Origin of the sequence: Streptomonospora mangrovi (assembly GCF_027604915.1) — a bacterium.
In the GTDB taxonomy this organism is placed as follows: domain Bacteria; phylum Actinomycetota; class Actinomycetes; order Streptosporangiales; family Streptosporangiaceae; genus Streptomonospora; species Streptomonospora mangrovi.
Map to the genome: position 1 here is coordinate 132,728 of NZ_JAJAQC010000003.1, position 19,698 is coordinate 152,425.

The 19,698-nt window shown below is 73.2% G+C and carries 16 protein-coding genes and 1 tRNA gene; 12 read left to right on the plus strand and 5 right to left on the minus strand.

The window, feature by feature from the left end; genetic code table 11:
* Positions 1 to 27 precede the first annotated feature (27 nt).
* From LG943_RS02115 to LG943_RS02140, 6 genes are all read left to right on the plus strand, one after another.
* On the plus strand, positions 28 to 1,995 hold the full coding sequence (locus LG943_RS02115) for an ABC transporter substrate-binding protein (RefSeq protein ID WP_270070419.1): 1,968 nt from the start codon (positions 28 to 30) through the stop codon (positions 1,993 to 1,995).
* Between the two features lie 153 nt (positions 1,996 to 2,148).
* Positions 2,149 to 3,174, plus strand: a complete 1,026-nt coding sequence (locus LG943_RS02120; protein WP_270070420.1) for a DUF6807 domain-containing protein — start codon at positions 2,149 to 2,151, stop codon at positions 3,172 to 3,174.
* Positions 3,175 to 3,242: 68 nt separating this feature from the next.
* On the plus strand, positions 3,243 to 4,007 hold the full coding sequence (locus LG943_RS02125; protein WP_270070546.1) for a cupin domain-containing protein: 765 nt from the start codon (positions 3,243 to 3,245) through the stop codon (positions 4,005 to 4,007).
* A gap of 1,113 nt (positions 4,008 to 5,120) precedes the next feature.
* Positions 5,121 to 8,348: an AfsR/SARP family transcriptional regulator gene (locus LG943_RS02130; protein ID WP_270070421.1), complete on the plus strand. Its 3,228-nt coding sequence runs from the start codon at positions 5,121 to 5,123 to the stop codon at positions 8,346 to 8,348.
* Between the two features lie 78 nt (positions 8,349 to 8,426).
* Positions 8,427 to 8,502, plus strand: a tRNA-Lys gene (locus LG943_RS02135).
* Between the two features lie 724 nt (positions 8,503 to 9,226).
* Positions 9,227 to 9,448, plus strand: a complete 222-nt coding sequence (locus LG943_RS02140; RefSeq protein WP_270070422.1) for a hypothetical protein — start codon at positions 9,227 to 9,229, stop codon at positions 9,446 to 9,448.
* Between the two features lie 109 nt (positions 9,449 to 9,557).
* Here LG943_RS02140 and LG943_RS02145 read toward each other — a convergent pair whose 3' ends face one another.
* Together LG943_RS02145 and LG943_RS02150 are read right to left on the minus strand one after the other, a co-directional pair.
* The gene (locus LG943_RS02145) at positions 9,558 to 10,748 is read right to left on the minus strand and encodes a sensor histidine kinase (RefSeq protein WP_270070423.1); all 1,191 of its coding nucleotides are present in this window, start codon (positions 10,746 to 10,748) and stop codon (positions 9,558 to 9,560) included.
* 82 nt (positions 10,749 to 10,830) lie between these two features.
* Positions 10,831 to 11,484 (minus strand): response regulator transcription factor, encoded by a 654-nt coding sequence (locus LG943_RS02150; protein WP_270070424.1) that lies wholly within the window; start codon positions 11,482 to 11,484, stop codon positions 10,831 to 10,833.
* A gap of 147 nt (positions 11,485 to 11,631) precedes the next feature.
* Here LG943_RS02150 and LG943_RS02155 point away from each other — a divergent pair, with 147 nt between their 5' ends.
* From LG943_RS02155 to LG943_RS02165, 3 genes are all read left to right on the plus strand, one after another.
* The gene (locus LG943_RS02155; protein ID WP_270070425.1) at positions 11,632 to 12,552 is read left to right on the plus strand and encodes a CPBP family intramembrane glutamic endopeptidase; all 921 of its coding nucleotides are present in this window, start codon (positions 11,632 to 11,634) and stop codon (positions 12,550 to 12,552) included.
* A 661-nt stretch (positions 12,553 to 13,213) separates the two neighbouring features.
* Positions 13,214 to 14,566 carry a WD40 repeat domain-containing protein gene (locus tag LG943_RS02160; RefSeq protein WP_270070426.1) on the plus strand — a complete coding sequence of 451 codons (1,353 nt, stop codon included), beginning with the start codon at positions 13,214 to 13,216 and terminating at the stop codon, positions 14,564 to 14,566.
* 87 nt (positions 14,567 to 14,653) lie between these two features.
* Positions 14,654 to 15,649: a LysR family transcriptional regulator gene (locus LG943_RS02165; RefSeq protein ID WP_270070427.1), complete on the plus strand. Its 996-nt coding sequence runs from the start codon at positions 14,654 to 14,656 to the stop codon at positions 15,647 to 15,649.
* Here LG943_RS02165 and LG943_RS02170 read toward each other — a convergent pair.
* The 3 genes from LG943_RS02170 to LG943_RS02180 form a co-directional block, all read right to left on the minus strand.
* The gene (locus LG943_RS02170; RefSeq protein ID WP_270070428.1) at positions 15,598 to 16,341 is read right to left on the minus strand and encodes an SDR family oxidoreductase; all 744 of its coding nucleotides are present in this window, start codon (positions 16,339 to 16,341) and stop codon (positions 15,598 to 15,600) included. The two genes, LG943_RS02165 and LG943_RS02170, sit on opposite strands and share 52 nt — an antisense overlap.
* A 293-nt stretch (positions 16,342 to 16,634) precedes the next feature.
* A complete protein-coding gene (locus LG943_RS02175) occupies positions 16,635 to 16,925 on the minus strand; it encodes a helix-turn-helix domain-containing protein (RefSeq protein WP_270070429.1) in 291 nt (96 codons plus the stop codon).
* A gap of 60 nt (positions 16,926 to 16,985) precedes the next feature.
* Positions 16,986 to 17,477: a YbaK/EbsC family protein gene (locus LG943_RS02180; RefSeq protein WP_270070430.1), complete on the minus strand. Its 492-nt coding sequence runs from the start codon at positions 17,475 to 17,477 to the stop codon at positions 16,986 to 16,988.
* Between the two features lie 149 nt (positions 17,478 to 17,626).
* Here LG943_RS02180 and LG943_RS02185 point away from each other — a divergent pair, with 149 nt between their 5' ends.
* From LG943_RS02185 to LG943_RS02195, 3 genes are all read left to right on the plus strand, one after another.
* Complete coding sequence (locus LG943_RS02185; protein ID WP_270070431.1) at positions 17,627 to 18,145, plus strand: XRE family transcriptional regulator; 519 nt, start codon at positions 17,627 to 17,629, stop codon at positions 18,143 to 18,145.
* Between the two features lie 315 nt (positions 18,146 to 18,460).
* A complete protein-coding gene (locus tag LG943_RS02190) occupies positions 18,461 to 19,414 on the plus strand; it encodes a chlorinating enzyme (protein WP_270070432.1) in 954 nt (317 codons plus the stop codon).
* A gap of 19 nt (positions 19,415 to 19,433) precedes the next feature.
* Complete coding sequence (locus LG943_RS02195; protein WP_270070433.1) at positions 19,434 to 19,697, plus strand: phosphopantetheine-binding protein; 264 nt, start codon at positions 19,434 to 19,436, stop codon at positions 19,695 to 19,697.
* The last annotated feature ends 1 nt before the right edge of the window (position 19,698 follow it).

Consider the following 19,698-nt stretch of genomic DNA (forward strand, 5'->3'; position numbering starts at 1 on the left):
CCCCCACACAGAAACGGAGAACAGCACATGCACGCACCCACACCCGGGCGGCGTCCGCCCGGCCGCGCGTGGCGGGCGCCGTGCGCGGCGGCCCTGGTCCTCGCGCTCACCCTGACCGGCTGCGACTTCTTCTCCCTGGACCCCGAGGAGGAGGCCGGCTCGGGTGGCGAGGCCAACGGGCAGGCACCGGCGCTGGCCGAGCGGGTGGAGGCCGGCGACCTGCCGCCGCTGGAGGAGCGCCTGCCGGACAACCCGCTGGTGGTCGAGCCCGTCGAGGAGGTCGGGGTCTACGGCGGCACCTGGCGCAGCGCCGTCCTGGGCATCGGCGACTGGCCGTGGCTGGGCCGCACCGTGGGCTATGAGAACCTCACCCGCTGGAACACCGAGTGGACCGAGGTGGTGCCCAACCTCGCCGAGGAGTTCGAGTACAACGAGGACGCCACCGAGCTGACCTTCCGCCTGCGCGAGGGGCTGCGGTGGTCCGACGGCGAGCCGTTCACCGCCGACGACATCGTGTTCGCCGTCAACGACGTCTTCAACAACGAGGACCTCACCCCGGTGGCCGCGCAGAACCCGCCCACGGCCGAGAAGGTCGACGACACCACGGTCGTGCTCACCTTCCCCGAGCCCGACGCGCTGTGGGCCGGCCACGACCTCCTCCAGTACCAACTGGTCAACAAGCCGCGGCACTACCTGGAGGAGTTCCACATCGACCACAACCCCGACGCCGACCAACTGGCCGAGGAGCAGGGCTACGCCGACTGGGTGGAGCTGTTCGAGGTCAAGGCCGGGGTCACCGACTCCGCGCTGACCTGGCAGAACCCCGACATCCCCACCATGAACGCCTGGCAGGTCACCGAGCCGCTGGCCGACTCCGGCCGGGTGGTGCTGGAGCGCAACCCCTACTACTGGAAGGTCGACACCGAGGGCAACCAGTTGCCCTACATCGACCGCGTGGTGTTCGACATCATGCAGGACGACGAGGTGATGCTGACCCGCGCGCTCAACGGCGACATCAACTTCCACACCCGCCACTTCAACACGCTGGAGAACCGGCCGGTGCTCGCCGAGAACCGCGAGTCCGGCGGCTACCGGTTCGTGGACCTCCAGCCCGGCGAGATGAACACCGGCGTCATCTCCTTCAACCTCACCCACCAGGACGCGGAGCTGCGCGAGGTGTTCCGCGACCGCGACTTCCGGGTGGCGATGTCGCTGGGGATCGACCGGCAGTCGATCATCGACGTCGTCTACCAGGGCCAAGGCGAGCCCTGGCAGGCCGCGCCGCGCCGCGACACCCCGTTCTTCAACGAGGAGCTGGCCAAGCAGTACACCGAGTACGACGTCGAGCGCGCCAACGCGCTGCTGGACGAGGCCGGCTACGACGAGCGCAACGGCGACGGCGTGCGCGTGGCCCCCGGCGGGCGCGCGCTCAGCTTCACGCTGTCGGTGCCCGGCGACTTCCGGCCCGACATCGTGGACTCCATGGAGATGGTCGTCGGCTTCTGGGAGGAGCTGGACGTCGACGTGGAGATGGAGATCGAGGAGCGGTCGCTGTGGCAGGACCGCCGCGAGAACAACGAGCACGACGCCAACGTGTGGTCGGGCGACAGCGGCCTGCTCGACGCCATGTACGACCCGCGCTGGTACGCACCCGTCCACAGCGGCGAGTCCAACTTCGCCATCCCGTGGGCGCAGTGGTACGTCTCCGACGGCAACGACCCGCGCGCCCAGGAGCCGCCGCGGGAGGTGCGCGAGCACCTGGAGATCTACGACGAACTGCTGGCCGAGCCCGACCCCCAGGCGCGCGAGGAGAAGATGCGCGAACTGCTGGAGGTCTCCCAGGAGCGGTTCTACGCCATCGGCATCAACCTGACCCCGCCCGGCTACGGGATCGTCGCCGAGGACTTCCGCAACGTGCCCGAGACCATGCCCGAGGCCGCCGTCTACAACACCCCCGGCCCCACCAACCCCGAGCAGTACTTCATCCGGCAGTGATCCCCCGGTGAGCCGGCCCTGGCCCGGCAGGCCGGGCCGGTCCGGCAGTACCAGGACCGCCGCGTCCCGCCGCCCCTCCCTCCCCTGGGCGGCGGGACGCGGCCCGCGCGCGCCGCACCGCGCGGCGCGGCCCGAGCGCACAGGAGGCCGCCCATGAGACCCGACGACCACGACCGCCCGGCCCCCGACGGGGCCGAACCGCCCGCCCGCGGACTGGGCCTGGTGCACGAGCACGACCGCGCCCTGCGGATCACCCACGACGGCGCGGAGTTGACCCGCTACGTCTACCGGCCCTGGGACGCCCAACTGGAGTCGCCGCGCCCCTACTTCCACCCCGTCCGCACCCTGGGCGGCGACACCGTCAGCCTGTACCGGCCGCACGACCACGTCTGGCACAAGGGCATCGCGTGGTCGCTGCCCAACGTCGGCCCGGCCAACCTGTGGGGCGGCCCGACCTACCTGCGCGGCCGCGGGTACGTGCAACTGCCCAACGACGGCGCGATGGCGCACCGAGCGTTCGACCGCCTGGCCGCCGCGCCCGACGCGGTGTCGGTCGCCGAGCGGCTGGACTGGGTCACCGAGCAGGGGGAGACCTGGTTCGAGGAGCGGCGCGGCTTCCGCGTCACCGCCGACCCCGCGCGCGGCGCCTGGACGCTGGTGTTCGAGACCGCGTTCACCAACCGCACCGGCGCCGCCGTGCGGATCGGCAGCCCCACCACCGAGGGGCGCGAGAACGCCGGGTACGGCGGCCTGTTCTGGCGGGGGCCGCGCTCCTTCAGCGGCGGCCGGGTCTACAGCCCCGAGGCCGAGGGCGGCGACGAGATGATGGGCGTGCGCGCGCCGTGGCTGGCCTTCGCCGGGCGGCACGACGGCCACGACCGCGCCGCCACCCTGGTGTTCGTGGACGCGCCCGCCAACCCCGGGCACCCGGTCCAGTGGTTCGTGCGCACCGGGATCTTCGCGTGCGTGTGCCCCGCGCCGTTCTTCAGCGCCGAGGTGCCGGCCGAGCCGGGGGAGGCGCTGCGCTACCGCTACGCGGTGGTCATCGCCGACGGCGACCGGCGGCGGGCCGGCAGCGCCGAACTCGCCGAGGCGGGCCTGGCCGAACTGGAGCGGGCGGCGGCCGACGCGGCGCCGGGCGGCGGGTCCGGCACCCAGGGGCGGGTGGCGGTGCCGTGAGCGGCCAAGGAGCCACGGGAGGAGCGGCGGGAGCGGAGGGGGCGGCGGAGGCGGGCCGCGCGGGCGGCGTGCCCGGGTTCCCCGGCGGCACGGCAGTCTCCCACCTGCTGGTCTACGCCTGGCCGGCCGCCGACGGGCGGGCGGGCGGCTCGCCGCACCTGCACACCGCCTCGGCCGAGGGCTACGTGGTGGTGCGCGGCGAGGGCGAACTGGAGACGCTGAGCGGCGCCGGGTACGCCCGCACGCCGCTGGCGCCGGGGAGGCTGCTGTGGTTCACGCCGGGCACGGTGCACCGGCTGGTCAACGGCAGCGGCGACCTGGAACTGCTGGTGGTGATGCAGAACGCCGGCCTGCCCGAGTCCGGCGACGCGGTGCTGACCTACCCGCCCGAGGTGCTGGCCGACCCCGACGCCTACGCCCGCGCCACGGAGATCCCGGCGTGGTCGGACTTCGCCGACGCCGACGCGGCGCAGGCGGCGATGTCCCGCGCCGCGCGCGAGCGGCGCGACCTCGCCGTCGAGGGCTACCTGCGGCTGCGCGAGCGCGTGCGGGCCGAGGGTCCCGGCGCGCTCACCGGGCTGCATGAGGCGGCGGTGCGGCTGGTGCGCGACAAGGCGGCCGGCTGGCACCACCACTGGGAGCGCGGCCCGCACGCCCAGGCCGAGGCCACCCGGGGCCACGTCGCCGACCTGGCGGCCGGCACCGGGGGCCACCTGCGCGACGCGGCGGTGTACACGGCCGACTCCCCGCCCGGCCCGCGCCGCAACGGCATGTGCGGCACCCTGCGGGTGTGGGACCTCGACGGCGCCCGCCCGGTGGAGGGGGAGCGGTAGCGGCCGGTGGCCGACCGGAGACGGCTGGACGGCCCGGGAGCGGCCCCGGACCCCCGCGCGGCGGCGGTCCGGGGCCGCGCCGTGTCCGGCGGGGCGCCGCTCCAGGGAGGCGCGGCACCCAGGGACAAAAGAGCAGAAGAGGAGAGGGGGGAGGAGGGGGAAAGGGGAGATCGGAGGAACCGGCGGGCAGTCAGCGGACAGCCGGCGCCACGCATAAAGGCGCGTCCCATTCCGTCCGGGGTGCGGCCGAAGGCGGCCGCCGCGCCACCGCCATTGAGCGGGCGGAATGGCGGTCTGTGGACAACGAATTACCAATCGGGTGCCAAGACGCTAGGGTGGCAACCGATCGAGGAATTGTGGATCAGCGGGCACGGACCGGCCGTGGCCGCCGTCCTCCGCCCGCACGGGCGGCGGTTCGGCGCGCGGACCCGGTCCCCGACCCCCGCTCGCGGCCGTCCTCGCCCGTGGCCCTGCCCTCGGATCTAGGAGGTCAGCACAATGCGACCCTGATCCCGCCGATTTTCTTTACCGCGCGCCGTTTTCCGGACGGGCCGCCCCTGTCCACCCGTTCCGGAGAAATAAGGCGGACCGCCTCATGATCGTGTCTGTCACGCCCCGGTGATCATGAGACGGCCGCCCGTTCCGACACCTGGGTCCTCCCAGCCGGGCCGCAACCCGGCTGCCGTCCTGGAGGACCGACGGTCTCTTCCTCCCGCGAAGCCCGCTTGTGGTGCCTGCGGATGTCTCCGTAGCGACGTCTGCGTAGGCGCTGTCGAGCGGGAGACCACCGTGCGGTTCCCGTGGGTTCCGCTCCGGCTCTTCCGATCCTCGCCGAGGCCGGCTGAAATCCGGTTGGAAGCCGGTTGGGATACCAACGGTGGGGCCGGGAGTGGCCGAACCAGGGCGGAACGCGGGCGCGCGGGGGATGGTCTCACCCCAAGACCGTCCGGCCACGGACCGGCTGACTCCAGCCGGGCCGACCGCGGTTCCGGACGGGCGCGGCGGCACCGCCGTCCGCCCGGAGCGGGCGGCGGGGCGTGCGACGACCGCTGGGCGCCGGGCCGGCGCCGGGCGGCCGGGGTCCCTCCCCGCACCGGCCCATGAGGAGTTGACATGGAGTTCGAGGTTCTCGGACCACTGCAAGTGAGCAGCCGCGGCGCGTCCGTACGCCTCTCGCCCAAGCTCGCCGCCCTACTCGCGGCGCTCCTGTGCAAACCCGATGTCGTCATCCCCGAAGAGCAGTTGATCGACGTCCTGTGGGGCGAGGAACCCCCGCGCTCGGCCACCAAGAGCCTCCAGGTCTACGTCCACCACCTCCGCCAGGCCCTGGGCGAGGACGGCCGGATCGACCGCGCGGCGTTCGGCTACCGGCTCGCGGTGCCGCGCGCCGCCGTCGACGCCCGCCGCTTCGAGGACCTCGCCGAACGCGGCGAGCAGGCGCTGGAGTCCGGCGCCGTCGCCGAGGGCAGCGCCCTGCTCAGCGCGGGCCTGAACCTGTGGCGGGGCACCGCATTCGCCGGGCAGGACACCCTGCCCCTCGTGCGCGAGGAGGCCGCCCGGCTGAACGAGAAGCGCCAGCGCGTGGCCGAGTCCTGGGTCGACGCCGAGCTGAGCCTGGGCCGGCACAGCGCGGTGGTGGCCGAACTCCGGGCGCTCGTCGCCGAACACCCCTTCCGCGAGCGCCTGCGGGGCCAGCTCATGATCGCCTACCACCGCATGGGCCGCTCCACCGAGGCGCTGGAGGTCTTCCGCGAGGGCCGCGACCTGCTCATCGACGAACTCGGCATGGAGCCCGGCCGCGAACTCGCCGCGCTGGAGCAGGCGGTGCTGCGCAACGACCCCTCCCTGCACGCCCCCGCTCCCGCCGCGGACCCCGCGCCGGAGCCGGACCCGGCCGATCCCGGCGGCGGCCCGGCCGACACCGCCGACCCCTCGGCCGACGCCCCCCTCCCACCGCCCTCGGCGCCGCCGCGCCCCGCGCCGGCCCAGTTGCCGCCCGACATCGCCGACTTCACCGGCCGCGAGGAGCAGGTCGCCCTGCTCCACACCCGCCTGGGCGTCCGCCCGCCGGACCCGGCCCCCGCCCCGGTGCCCGGCCCCCGCCGGGGTTCGTCATCCGACACCCCCACCGGGGGAGCGGGCGGGGGCTCCGCCTCCGGCGGCCCCGGACCCTCGGCATCCCCGGGCGGGGCGCGCCCGGTCGTGGTGTCGGCCGTCGCCGGCATGGGCGGGGTCGGCAAGACCGCCCTCGCCCTGCACGCCGCCCACACCAGCGCCGCCGCCTTCCCCGACGGCCAGCTCTACGCCAACCTGCGTGGCGCCCAGGAGACCCCGGCCGACCCCGCGCAGGTGCTCTCGCAGTTCCTGCACGCCCTGGGCATCGAGGGCGCGGCCGTGCCCGAACCCCTCGAATCCAGAGCGGCGCTGTTCCGGTCGCTGCTGGCCGACCGCCGCATGCTGGTCGTGCTCGACGACGCCGGCTCCGAGCAGCAGGTCCGCCCGCTGATCCCCGGCGCGCCGGGCTGCGCGGTGCTGATCACCAGCCGCGCCCGGCTGACCGGCCTGGAGGGCGCCCACCTCATCGACCTCGACGTCTTCGAGCCCGAGCGCGCGGTCGAGCTGCTGGCGCGCATCATCGGCCACGACCGCGTCGCCGCCGAACCCGACCAGGCCGCCGAGATCGTCCGGCTGTGCGGGTACGCGCCGCTGGCGGTGCGCATCGCCGGCGCGCGGCTGAACGCGCGGCGGCAGTGGCCGCTGTCCCGGCTGGCGCGGCTGCTGGGCGACGAACAGCGCCGCCTGGACGAACTCCGCACCGGCGACCTCGGGGTGCGGGCCACCTTCGCGCTGAGCTACGCCGCCCTGAGCGAGCGCGGCCGCTCGGCGTTCCGGCTGCTGGGGATGCTGGAGGCCGGCGACTTCACCGAGTGGGTGGCCGCCGCGCTGCTGGACGTCCCCCTGGCCGAGGCCGAGACCGTGGTCGAGGACCTGGTCGACGCCCAACTGCTGTCCATCTCGGGCACCGACGGCACCGGCCGGCTGCGCTACCGCATGCACGACCTCATGCGGCTCTACGCCCGCGAGCGCTGCGCCGAGGAGGTCCCCCAGGCCGAGCGCGAGGCCGCGCTGCGGCGCGCGTTCGGCGCGTGGCTGTGGCTGGCCGAGCAGGCCACCGAGTACATCCCCGGCCCCTGCTACGCCACCATGCACGGGTCGGCGCTGCGCTGGCCGCTGCCCTCGCCCGAGGCCGCCGACCTCCTCAACGAGCCCATGTCGTGGTACGACGCCGAGGCCGGCGCCATGGCGGCGGCCGTGGCGCAGGCGTGCGCGCTGGGCTGGGACGAGGTCGCCTGGGACCTCGCCGGATGCCTGGAGAAGTACTTCGACGTGCGCGGCCGCTTCGACGACTGGCGGCGCACCCACGAGGCCGCCATCGCGGCCTGCCAGGCGGCGGGCAACGTCCGCGGCGAGGCGGTGCTGCGGCGCGGCCTGGCCGACCTCGTCACCTGGACCACCCAGAACACCACGGGCGGCGCCGACGGCGCCATGGGCACCCTGCTGGACCAGTCCCGGCTGGTGTGGGAGATGTTCCAGGAGATCGGCGACCGGCGCGGCATGTCCGACGCCCTGGTCATGCGCACCTGGGCGCTGGTGTCGCGGGGGGAGTCCGCCAAGGCGCGGGAGTCCGCCGAGGCCGCCCTCGACCTCGCCGAGGGCGCCGACTACCTCGGCGGCCGGGCGCGCGCCTACCACGTGCTGGCGGTGGCGGCCCACGGCGAGGGCCGCGACGACATCGCGGTCAGCCACCTCACCCGCTCGCTGGAGCTGGCGCGGCTGCTGGGCAACTCCCGGTTCGAGGCCACCGCCATGCAGTTCCTGGGCGCCGCGCAGTGCCAGATCGGCCGCATCGACGAGGGCCGCGCCAACCTCACCCGCTCACTGGCCATGTCGCGCGCGCTGGGCGACCACTACGCCGAGGTGTTCTCGCTGCTCTACCTGGCCCGCCTCCACCGCGCCACCGGCGATCCCGGCGCCCTGCCCACGGCCCGCACCGCCGCCGAACTCAGCCGCCGCCACAGCATGAACCACCACCTGGCCGACGCCCTGACCCTGATGGGCGACACCCTCCTCGACCAGGGCCGCACCGTCGAGGCCGTCTCCGCTCTGGAGGAGTCGGTGGCCCTGTGGCGAACCCGAGGCTGGCCCGCCTTCCTGGCCGACGCCCTGACGTCTTTGGCCCGCGCCTACACCGCCCTGGGCGACCATTCAGCCGCCGCCACCGCCACCCAAGAGGCCGCCACCCTCCGCACCGGCTCCCCCGACACCACCCCCGCCGAGTAGCCCCCGCCGCATGTGGCGCACACAGCACCGCTCCCGCCCAACGCCACCCCCAACATCCGGTAAACTCAAGGAGGTCACGCGCCATTAGCTCAATTGGCAGAGCAGCTGACTCTTAATCAGCGGGTTCGGGGTTCGAGTCCCTGATGGCGCACCAGCAAAACCGCAGGTCAGTGCCCTATGGGCTGCTCTTTCTCCATTCCGCCGGGATTCCGGGCGCGTTCGGCGTGCCTTTGTGGGCATCGGCTGCTGCATTCGTGGCTCCGGGTGGTCGACATTCGGGGGCCGGTGTTCTCTTGCTCGGTCGGCTGTGGCCGGGGCGGCGCTGGCTTCTGGTGGGCGTGGCCCGATGCGGCCCGGTGTGTACATCGAACCGCTGCGGTGGGTAACCGCCACCCGTCATAATGCCCCGCGCTGCTGTGCGCTTCCGTGCCGGTGGTCGTCATCGGCCGGGCGACCGCAGCGGCTCCTCTCCCGGTCGGCCGGCAGGTGCGCCTGTTCTCGACGGGTCGCCCCTGCTCAGCGGTGGCGACGGCCGGCCCGGGGGAGGGCGGGCGGTTCCGGCCCCGCCGCCGGGGGTGGCGCGTGGCCGCCCACGCCGACCGCGGGCTGTCCGCCGGTGTCCTGGTCACCCGCGCCGCGTCAGCGCAGACGGGGGCCGCCGGCGCGATCCTTGCCGACTCCGGGGCGCGGTGTTTCGATGCCCCCGCGCGCACTCAGCGCTGTCGCGCGATCCTCTCTCGGTAACCCGGTAGCACGAGGAGTCCATATGGCGGAGACCTGGGTCAAGTTCATCACACTGCACTGCGACACCACCGAGGACAACACCGGTCCCGACAACGCCTATTCGAAGTGGGACGGCACTACCTTCTGGGGTTGTCGTGGAGATCAACGACGGTGAGGAGAGGAGCGCCGACCGCATGGTGAAGCTCGACGGAGGCTCGGGCAAGGCCGAACTCCGGGACGAGGACAGGCCCGACCCCGACGACTTCCTCGGCAGCGAGAACATCCAGGCCGAAGAGGTCGGCAAGGGCGAGAAGAAGATCACCTTCGGCGGCGACAACGCCAGCCACTGGCTGACCTACAAGGTCGTGGAGATCTAGCCGGTTCACCCGCAGCCGCCGCCGACGCAGCGAACACGGGCGCTCCCTGCCCCCGTCCCCCGGTGTTTCGGGGCACGGGGCGCCCACCCGCTCACCGGCCTCGTGCGCATCAGGCCCGCTGCCGATAACGGCGCGGCGTCGACGGCGGAGGGATGGGTGCGGCAGCAGAGCCGCCTTCTCCGGCAGCCGGGGGCGGGAAGGACACGCGGACGTCCAGGCCCCCTTCGGCGCGGGGCGTGGCGGACAGGGCGGCGCCGTGGGCCTCGGCGATGGCGGAGACGATGGACAGGCCCAGGCCTAGGCCGCCGTCTCCCGCCGTGCGCGGCGGTCCCGGGCGGCGGAAGGGCTCGAAGAGCAGGCCGGCCTCCTCGGGGACGATCACCCGGCCCGTGTTGGTGACGCGGAGGACCGCCCGGCCCTCGCACACGCCTGTGCGGACGGTGGCCTCGCCACCGGGGACGTTGTGCCGCAGGGCGTTGTCGACCAGATTGGTGACCAGCCGCTCGACCAGGCGGGGATCGCCCGCCGCCGGCGCCGTGGCGAGGTCGGCCGCGACGCGCACGTCATGGGTGCCGTCGGCGGTGTCGAGACACGCGTCGGCGAGCACCGCGAGATCCAGCGGGCGGCGGTGCGCCACCCCCTGCTGGCCGCGCGCCAGGTCGAGCAGGGCGTCGATGAGCCGTTCCTGCCGCCGGTTCGCCACCAGGACCTGCTCGCAGGCGGCGCGCAGGTCACCGGTGCCGGCCCCGGGATCGGCCAGGGCGACCTCCAGCACGCTGCGCTCGAAGGTGATCGGGGTGCGCAGTTCGTGCGACGCGTTGGCGACGAACCGCCGCTGCGCCTTGAAGGACGCCTCCAGCCTGGCGAGTAGTCCGTCGAACGTGTCGGCGAGGTCCTTGACCTCGTCGCCGGGTCCGCGGACGTCGAGTCGCTGGTGCAGGTCGCGCGCCGACATGTCGCGCGTGGTGGCCGCCATCTCGCGCAGCGGGTGCAGCATACGACCCGCCATCACCCAGCCCAGCCCCAGGGCGACCACCGCCATGACAGCCAGCGCGATCCCCGACGCGATCGGCAGCAGCCGCAGGCCGTCGGCCGACTGCTGTTCCGGGGACGGGGGGGCGTTCGGCGCGTCGAGCGGCGGCGCGGCGCCTTGCAGCGGAGCCGGCGCGGGCGATGCCGGGGAGCCGGGGGGTTCCACGCCCGCGAGCGGCAGCACATGGGCCGTCAGTAGGTAGGTGAGGGCGAGCAGGAGCGCGCCCGTGGCGACGAACAGCGCTCCGTAGAGCACGGTGAGGCGCATCCGGATGGTCCACCGGCGACCCCCTGTGGGGCGCGGAGGCTCCGGTGCGGCGGCAGGGCGGGGGTCCACGGCTTCCACGGCGTCAGATCCGGTACCCGGCCTGCGGGACGGTCTCGATCACGGCGGGGGCGCCCAGGCGCCGCCGCAGTCTGCTGACCGTGACCTTGACGGTTCCGCTGAACGGGTCGGCGGCCTCGTCCCAGGCCCGCTCCAGCAACTCCTCGGCGGAGACGGCCCGCCCCTGGGCGGCGAGCAGCAGTTCCAGCACCGCGAACTCCTTGGGGCTGAGGTCCAGGCGCCGCCCGCCCCGGGTGGCGACCCGCCGCGCGGAGTCCAGCCGCAGGTCCCCGCGGACCAGGACGGGCGGCACGGCCGGCTGCGAGCGCCGCATCAGCGCCCGCACGCGGGCCACCAACTCGGCGAAGGCGAACGGCTTGGGCAGGTAGTCATCGGCGCCGCGGCCCAGGCCGTCGACGCGGTCCTCCACCGTCGCCGATGCGGTCAGCATCAGCACCCGCGCCGGGTCGCCGCGTGCGACCAGGGCCGCGCACACGTCGTCGCCGTGGACACCCGGCAGGTCGCGGTCGAGCACCACCACGTCGTAGCGGTTCACCGCCGTCTGTTCCAGGGCGTGCCCGCCGTCCCAGACGACGTCCACCGCCATGCCCTCGCGGCGCAGCCCCGTGGCCACCGTCTGGGCGAGTTCGCGATGGTCCTCCACCACGAGAACCCGCATAAGCCGCCCCCTCGTCGTCGTCGCACGGTCGCATCAGCATCCCGCATCGGCGGTTACAGCGGCGTAACGCGAGCTGTCCCCTCTGTGTAACCGCCCCGGCGGTTGACTTCCGGCGACCCCGGCACTGCTGAGAACGGAGATTTCGACATGATCCCGGCCATCATCCAATGGGTTGAGCGGCCCGCGCAGCGGGCCCGCAGGCACCCGCTGCTCGGTTACTTCGTGTTGGCCTTCGGCGTCACCTGGGCCTGGCACACCGTCTTCCTGGGGGTGCTGGAGTTGCCCTTCGAGAGCCCGGTGATGGGGATCGGCGCGTTCGCTGGACCGACCCTGGCCGCATTCGTCATGGCGGGGCTCGCCGACGGCCGGCCCGGGGTGCGGGGCCTGCTGCGGGCCTATGTCGCGTGGCGGGCCTCCCCGTGGTGGTACCTGGTGGCCATCGCCGGGCTGCCCGTCCTGTTCCTGCTGGTCATGCTCGCCTTGCAGCCCGCGGCGATCGGCTCGTTCCGGCCGCCGACGACCGCGTTTTTGATCAGCGCCCTGGGGCTCTACCCGCACATCCTCCTGCTCGGCGGCCCGCTCGCGGAGGAGCCCGGATGGCGCGGGTTCGCGCTGCCGCGCCTGGAGCGGCGGTTCGGTCCGCTGCCGGGGACGCTGCTCCTCGGCGCGCTGCACGCCGCCTGGCACCTGCCCCTGTACCTGTACGTCCCCGGTTACAACATGGCGCCGCCGGAACCGGTGGGGACGGCGGTGTCCTTCGCCGTGTTCTCGGTGGGCATCGCCGGGCTGACGGTGATCTTCACCTGGATGTACAACAGCACGGGCGGAGGGCTGCCGCTGATGATCCTGCTGCACGCGTCGGTTAACACCGCAGGGCTGCTGCCGACGTTGTTCCCGGACCTGGCGCCCGAGGGGAGCGACGTGGTGCGCACTGTCGCCCTCGTGGGCGTGGCCGTGCTCCTCGCCGTCGTGACCCGGGGGCGGCTCGCCTGGCCGCGGGCGGAGCGGCACCGGCCTGGAGTGCCCGACCGGGCACAGCCCAGGCGGACCGCACGGTCCGACAGGTAACGGCGCCCGACCGCACGCGAAGAGGCCGATGCCTTGCGCGTCACCGGTCCGGCCACCACGTCAAGGGTCCCGCAGGATGTATCTGCGGGGCCCTTGCGTCGTTCCTGTTCAGCGGCCTGCCAGAGCCCGTCGACCTCGGCCAGCGGGGCCACCCACTCGGCACCGGGGAACGCCAGGTGGCCAAGGGTGGAGCTGGAAGACCTGCCAGGACGGCACTTCGTGTCGTCACCGACCGGGTTTCGGGCAGCCGAGGGCGCATAGCGAGGGCGCGCCCGCGTCGTGGTAAGAACCTCTATGCGACCGATGCACCGGTAGTTCCCGCGATCGTTCCCGCCTGACCCCGGTCGAACACCCCCACCGGGAACTGCTCGACGCGGCCCGCGCCCACCACGGTTTGCCCGCCACCTGCGTGGGGGTGAGCGCCGCTGGATCCCCCTGCCGCGTGCGGCGGGGCCGGCGGAGGCCGGGGTGGAGTTCGGGGTGAAGCTGTCGGCCCAGGGCCAGGGTGGTCGTCAGCACGGGCGGGGCCACGGCGCGTCGGGAGATGCGGGTGCTGTGGGCGGCCGTGGCGGGCGCGGACGACAAGGACTGAGGAGCGGCCGATGGCAGCCGGCGACACCCACCCCGCGCGGACCCCCGCGCCTACCAGCGCGTCGAAGCGATGACCGGGCGCCTGGCGGCCTGGCGCGACAGCGCCGCCCCGAACCCGCCGCCCGCGCGCCGGCCGGTGGCCCGGCGCCTCAACACCGTCCTGGCCGGCCTGCTGTCCCTGGCACTGGTGGCCGCCGGCCTGGCCGCGTGGCAGTGGCGGAGCGCGCTTGAGGCACAGCGTGCGGCGCAGTCCCGGCAGTTGGCGGCCCAGTCCGAGGCGCTGGCGGAATCCGACCCCGACCTGGCGTCCCTGCTGGCGGTGCGGGCCTACCGCCTGTCCCCGACCCCGGAGGCCCGCGCGAGCCTGCTCAGCGCGGCCGACCGTCGCCTCACCCGACCTCTCACTGGCCACGAGGGTGGGGACAGGGTGTTGGGGGTGTTCACCGGAGACGGCGGCCCGGAGCACGGCGTGGCGTTTAGCTGGGATGGCGAGCGGCTGGCCGGTGCGGGTGACGATGGGGCGGTGCGGGTGTGGGATGCCGGCACCGGCCGGGAGCTTGAGACCTTCGCCGGCCACGAGGGCGCGGTGTACGGGGTGGCGTTCAGCCGGGACGGGGAGCGGCTGGCCAGTTCGAGTGTGGATGGGGTGGTGCGCTTGTGGGATACCGGCACCGGCCAGGAGGTTCACACGCTCAACGGTCACAAGCACTGGGTAACCGGGGTGGCGTTCAGCCGGGACGGTGGGCGGCTGGCGAGTGTGAGTGTGGACGGGGCGGTGCGGGTGTGGGATGCCGGCACCGGACGGGAGCTTGAGTCCTTCACCGGCCACGAGGGCCCGGCGTTCGGGGTGGCGTTCAGTCCGGACGGGCAGACCCTGGCCAGCGCGGGCGACGATGGACGGGTGCGGTTGTGGGATACCGACACCTACCAGCGGCGTCTCACCGTCACCGGCCCCGGGGGCGCGGTGGGCGGGGTGGCGTTCAGTCCGGACGGGCAGACCCTCGCCGGCGGGCGCGAGAATGGCACGGTGCAACTGTGGGACGCCGGCACCGGTCAGAAGCTCCACACCCTCAAGGGCCACGAGGACTGGGTGTACGGGGTGGCGTTCAGTCCGGACGGGCAGACCCTGGCCAGCGCGAGCGGCGATGGGGCCGTGCGGTTGTGGGATGTCGGCACCGGCCTGCCACGCCTCACCCTCACCGGCCACGCGGGGGACCCGGTGTTCGGAGTGGCGTTCAGTCCGGACGGGCAGACCCTGGCCAGCGCGGGCGAGGACGGGACGATACGGCTGTGGAACGCGGAGCTTCCCGATGCGAACGAAGCCGTGGAGCAGATCTGCCAAGCACTCGACCGCGACTTCACCCCGGGTGAACGCGCACGGTATCTGAGCGGAATTCCGCGCGACCCGGTGTGCCCGGCATAGCTGTGGCGCTCGGGCCGTTGGGGCTTCGGGGGATGCCGTGGACGACCGCGCCGCGTGCGGTGGTCGCGGTCGTGGCATGGTTCGGTCGTGTTCGGCGGAGAGGGCGTGGAACGGGTGAGTCTTCGGCAGTTCGAGTACGCGCTGGCCGTGGCTGAGGCGGGGTCGGTGACGGCGGCGGCCGAGGTGTTGCGTGTGGCGCAGCCGTCGGTGTCCCAGCAGATCCGCGGGCTGGAGCGGGAACTCGGCGTGGCGCTGTTCTCCCGCACGCCGACCGGGCTGGTGCCCACGGCGGCAGGGCGGGCGTTTCTGCGGGAGGCGGAGGTCGCGGTGAGCGCGGCGCGGCGGGCGAAGGCGACCGCTCGGGCCGGGGCCGAGGAGCTGGAGGGCGAGCTGGTGGTGGCGGCGCAGATGGGGCTGGGCACGCGGCAGCTACCGGGCGCGCTGAGCGCGTTGCGCCGCCGGTTCCCGCGACTGGAGATCACCGTCTTCGAAGAGGCGAACCTCGCCGAACTGGAGCGGCTCTCCCGCCGGGGAGTGGTGGACCTGGCGCTGATGGCCGGGCCGTGCGAGGACGGCCTGTACGCGGGGCACCACCTGGGCGACGAGGAGTTCGTGGTGGTGACGACCCCCGAGCGCGCGCAGGTCGCCGCCGACCGGGTCGAGCTGCGCGCGCTCGAGCGGGAGCCGTGGATCAGGTTCGATCAGGACAGCGCGCTCGACGGCGTGCTGCGTGAGGTGCTGCGCGACAACGGCCTGGCTCCGACCACGGTGGCCCGCGTGTCGCAGACGGCGACGGCGGTGCGCTGGGCCGCGCACGGGCTGGGCGTCACCCTCGTCCCGACCTCCGCGGTGCCGCCCGGCTACGAGGGCCTCACCCGTCCCGTTTCCCCCGCCGTCTCCATCCCCACCGTCGTCGCGGTCCGCCCCGGCGCGGGACCGGCGGAGGCGGCCCTGCTGGAGTTCCTGCGGCAGGAGGTGTGGCACCGCGCCGGCGACGTCGGCGCCGGGCCGGGGGCAGGGTCAGAGCCCGCTCACAACTGGGTGGCGCCTCCGTCGACCGCCAACTCGGCACCCGTGGTGTAAGTGGCGTCGAAGGCGAGGAACACCACCGCCCTGGCGACTTCCTCCGTTTCGCCCAGGCGCCGCATGGGGTTTTCCGCGGCACGCGCCGCCTTGAATTCCGCGGCGGCCTCCGCGGTCATCGTGCTCTCCAAAATTCCGGTGTCGATGGGCCCGGGGCTGATCGCGTTGACGCGGATCCCGCGCGGCAGCAGTTCGCGGGAAAGACTGCGGGCCATCGAGCGCAGGGCCGCCTTGCCGGCCGCGTAGACGCCGGTCCCCGCCATTCCCTTGACGTTCACGGCCGAGGTGGTGATGACCACGCCGGCGCCCGTGCTCAGCAGCGGGGCGAGTTTCTGCACGGTGAAGAAGGCGCCCTTGACGTTGACCGCGAACGACTCGTCGTACATCTCCTCGGTGGTCGCCGCGAAGGGCATGGTGCGGGTGATGCCCGCGTTGACGAAGAGGGCGTCCACCGTGCCGAGACCGTCGTGCACCCGGGCGGCCAGCGCGTCGAGGTCGGGCAGCGCGGACACGTCGCCGCGCACCGCCGTGGCGTTCGGGCCGAGGCTGCGGCGGGCCGTGTCGAGGGTGGCCTGGGAGCGGCCGGTGATCACTACGCGTGCTCCGCAGTCCACCAGCAGCTTCGCCGTGGCGAAGCCGATCCCGCTGCCGCCGCCCGTGATAACCGCGTTCTTGCCGCTGTAGTCGTTCATATCGGGAATCCACTTTCCGAATGTCCTTGGCCGTCGGAACTACCGGCGGGTCTGGCGTTTCCGTGCCCGAATGAGGATGCGCACCTGATCCTGGCTGCGCGTTTTCCTTGGGCGGTATCACCGTAGATTGCGGAAAGAATGCGAGGCAAAGACGGAAAGTGGGGAGGGGGGTATAAGGGTTTCCTATACCCCCTGGGTGCGATGGTTTCTTTTCCGTTGGCTCTGTGGGTGTGATCCCCGGCATGGCGGCCGTGAGGCGCGACGGCGACGGCGGACCGAGGCGGAGCGGGGCGTCAGCCGAACCGCTTGGCGCCGGTCATGGGGGCCGCGCCGAACTCGCGTTTGTAGTCGCGGCTTTCGTGGGACGGGCTGGCGTAGCCGGCGGACGCGGCGATCCGGGAGAGGGTGTCCGCAGCCCACCGCCACCCGTCGGCGGGCCTCGTCAGGCGGAGGCGCTTGTGGTAGACGCCCGAGGTGGTGCCGGTCGCCGCCTTGAAACCCCGGTGGAAGGACGTGGCGCTCATCCCCGCCCGGCCCGCGAGGTGCGCGACGCTTAGGGGGTGTCGAGGTGGCGGTGCATCCACGCGGTGGCCTGCGCGTCCGGCGGCTCCGGCGCCTGGCCGGTGCCGCCGCCGGTCGGCGCCTCAGGCGGTGACCGGCAGCAGGACCCCGCCCGTCAGGCGGAGGAGTTCGTCGGCGGTGGTGGGAAAGACCGTGTGCGGGGTGCCGGCGGCCGCCCACACCTGGGGGTAGTCGGCCAGGGCGGAGTCGACCACGGCGGGCAGCCGGCTGGGGTGGCCCACCGGGGCCACGCCGCCGATGGCCTGGCCGGTGGCCGCGCGGACCTGGTCGGGGGTGGCGCGGCGCAGCTTGCCGCGCCCCCAGCGGGCGGCGAGGGCGGCGGTGTCGACCTTGTGCCGGCCGCTGGTCATGACCAGCACGGGTTCGTCGTCGGACACGAACACCAGGCTGTTGGCGATGGCGCCGACCTCGCAGCCCAGCGCGGCGGCGGCCTCGGCGGCGGTGCGGGTGGAGTCGGAGAGCTGGCGCACCGTGCCGGTGGCGCCTTCGGCGGCGAGGATGCGGGCGACCTGCGCGCTGCGTTCGGGCAGCGGCCGACTCGTCGTCGATTCCATGGGACCCCCTGTGCCGCTGCGCCGCCGGAGGGACACCGGCGGGCACAGCCGCCCGTTCTGTAAACGGAACGATGTGACCCATGGAACGATAGACCCGACGGTAGCTGTGATCAACCCGCCGCGGACAGTCCGGGCGACGAGGGGGCGGCATGGGCATGGCGGCGCGGGTCGGGCTGCGGCTGCGCGAGCTGCGGATCTCCCGCGGACTGTCCCTCTCGGAGCTGGCCCGCCGCTCGGGCGTGGGTAAGGCCACCCTGTCGGAGTTGGAAGGCGGCCGCCGCAACCCCACTCTGGAGACCGTCTACGCGCTCACCACGGAGCTGGGGGTGCCGCTGAGCAGCGCGCTGACGGTCCCGGCGGCCCCGGTCGGCATCTCCGGCGAGGCGGTGGACGCCGTGCTCGCCGACCGGTTCGAGGACTCCGCCGCGGTCACCGAGACCTACCGGGTGCGGGTCCGGGCGGCGGCGGTGCAGCACTCGGCCGGGCACACCCGGGGCACCACCGAGCACATCGTGGTCCTGTCCGGCGCGGTGCTGGTGGGCGAGGCCGCCGCGCCGGTGCGGGTGGCCGCGGGCGGGCACACCGCGTGGGCCGCCGACGTGCCCCACGTGTACCAGGCGCCCGACGGCGACGCCGAGGCGGTCCTGGTGGTGCGCTACCCGCGCTGAGCGCGGCGCCGCGCGGGCGCCCCCGGCGTTTCGGACCCGGGAACTGGTCTTTTCGGCCGCGTCCTTAGGGCCGCCACCGGCCCCGGAGCGGCGGTTCGGTAAATGATCAATGCCCCTACCGGGGACTTCTCCCGGGACTGTTGACGCGGCTGAAGACTAGTGATGAAATCCGTTCACCGGGTGAGCCGAATGACCCGTGGATAACTGTGGCCGCCGTTCAGGACGTCCCTTCGTCACGATCCGACATCTTCCACTCCGAACGTTTCTGTTGTGTTTCCGCGCCTGCCCTTCGGCGCGCCTACAGAAAGTTGAGTAATGGGACACCCCACCGACGAGAAAACGTTCTACCTCAGCCCCGAGGAAATCGACCAGTTTCACCGTGACGGCTACATCGGCCCGTTCGACCTCTACGAGAAGGAGGAGATGGAGGCCAACCTCCAGGCCCTCCGCCCCAAGCTGCTGAACACCAAGAAGGCCATCTACGGCGGCGGCAAGACGGTCTCGGGCACCACCAACCTGGCCAACTACGACCGCCACCTGGACATCGACTTCCTGGCCGACCACATCACCCGGCCCGAGATCGTCGACCGCGTGTCCAGTCTGCTGGGTCCCAACACCCTGTGCTGGCGCACCGAATTCTTCCCCAAGTACCCCGGGGACGAAGGCACCGACTGGCACCAGGCCGACAACTTCTCCAACGTCGCCGGGTCCAAGCACCCGCAGATCGTGTGGCCCGAGGACGCGGAGTTCGGCGGCACCATCACGGTGTGGACGGCTTTCACCGAGGCGACCGTCGAAAACGGCTGCCTCCAGTTCATCCCGGGCTCGCACAAGTCGATGAACTACGACGAGTCCAAGGTCATGGAATACAATTCCGAGGCCATTAACAAAACCGAGAAGAACGGCGTCCGCCGCGGATTCTTCGGCTACGACTACCGGCAGCTCCAGAAGGACCCCAACTGGAGCCCCGACGAGTCCAAGGCGGTCTCCCAGGTGATGCGCCAGGGCCAGTTCATCGTGTTCTGGTCGACGCTGATGCACGCCTCCCACCCGCACAGCGGCCTGACCGACCAGATGCGGCTGGGGTTCGCCGCCCGCTACCTGCCGACCCAGGTGCGCGTCTACCCCTACTCCACCGAGCTGGAGGAGTTCGGCGGCGAGGCGAGCCTGACCAAGTTCGGCAACGTGCTGACCTCCGGCGAGGACACCTTCGGCCACAACCGGTTCGTCGACCGCACCGTGACCGGGCACCCCTTCCGCACGCGCTGACCTGGAAAGGACCGCAACCGTGTCGAACCGCACGCCGGCCGCTCCGCTCACCCAGGAGGGCCTGGAGGAGTGGGTGGTCTCCGCCTGCACCGGCCTCGGGCTGACCACCACGGACGCCGACTCCGACTTCTTCGAGGCCGGGGGCAACTCGCTGACCGCGATCCGGCTCATCTCCCAGGCCGAGGAGGCGTTCGGCGAGGACGTCCTCCCGCCGGAGGACCTGTTCGCCGAGAGCACCGTGCGCCAGATCGCCGCGACGATCCTGCGCAACGCACGCGGCTGAG

Bases quoted from the DNA above. Each gene is read 5' to 3' on its own strand.
- LG943_RS02115 (WP_270070419.1), top strand. From the start codon at position 28: ATGCACGCACCCACACCCGGGCGGCGTCCGCCCGGCCGCGCGTGGCGG.
- LG943_RS02120 (WP_270070420.1), top strand. From the start codon at position 2,149: ATGAGACCCGACGACCACGACCGCCCGGCCCCCGACGGGGCCGAACCG.
- LG943_RS02130 (WP_270070421.1), top strand. From the start codon at position 5,121: ATGGAGTTCGAGGTTCTCGGACCACTGCAAGTGAGCAGCCGCGGCGCG.
- LG943_RS02145 (WP_270070423.1), bottom strand. From the start codon at position 10,748: ATGCGCCTCACCGTGCTCTACGGAGCGCTGTTCGTCGCCACGGGCGCG.
- LG943_RS02150 (WP_270070424.1), bottom strand. From the start codon at position 11,484: ATGCGGGTTCTCGTGGTGGAGGACCATCGCGAACTCGCCCAGACGGTG.
- LG943_RS02155 (WP_270070425.1), top strand. From the start codon at position 11,632: ATGATCCCGGCCATCATCCAATGGGTTGAGCGGCCCGCGCAGCGGGCC.
- LG943_RS02160 (WP_270070426.1), top strand. From the start codon at position 13,214: ATGACCGGGCGCCTGGCGGCCTGGCGCGACAGCGCCGCCCCGAACCCG.
- LG943_RS02170 (WP_270070428.1), bottom strand. From the start codon at position 16,341: ATGAACGACTACAGCGGCAAGAACGCGGTTATCACGGGCGGCGGCAGC.
- LG943_RS02180 (WP_270070430.1), bottom strand. From the start codon at position 17,477: ATGGAATCGACGACGAGTCGGCCGCTGCCCGAACGCAGCGCGCAGGTC.
- LG943_RS02185 (WP_270070431.1), top strand. From the start codon at position 17,627: ATGGGCATGGCGGCGCGGGTCGGGCTGCGGCTGCGCGAGCTGCGGATC.
- LG943_RS02190 (WP_270070432.1), top strand. From the start codon at position 18,461: ATGGGACACCCCACCGACGAGAAAACGTTCTACCTCAGCCCCGAGGAA.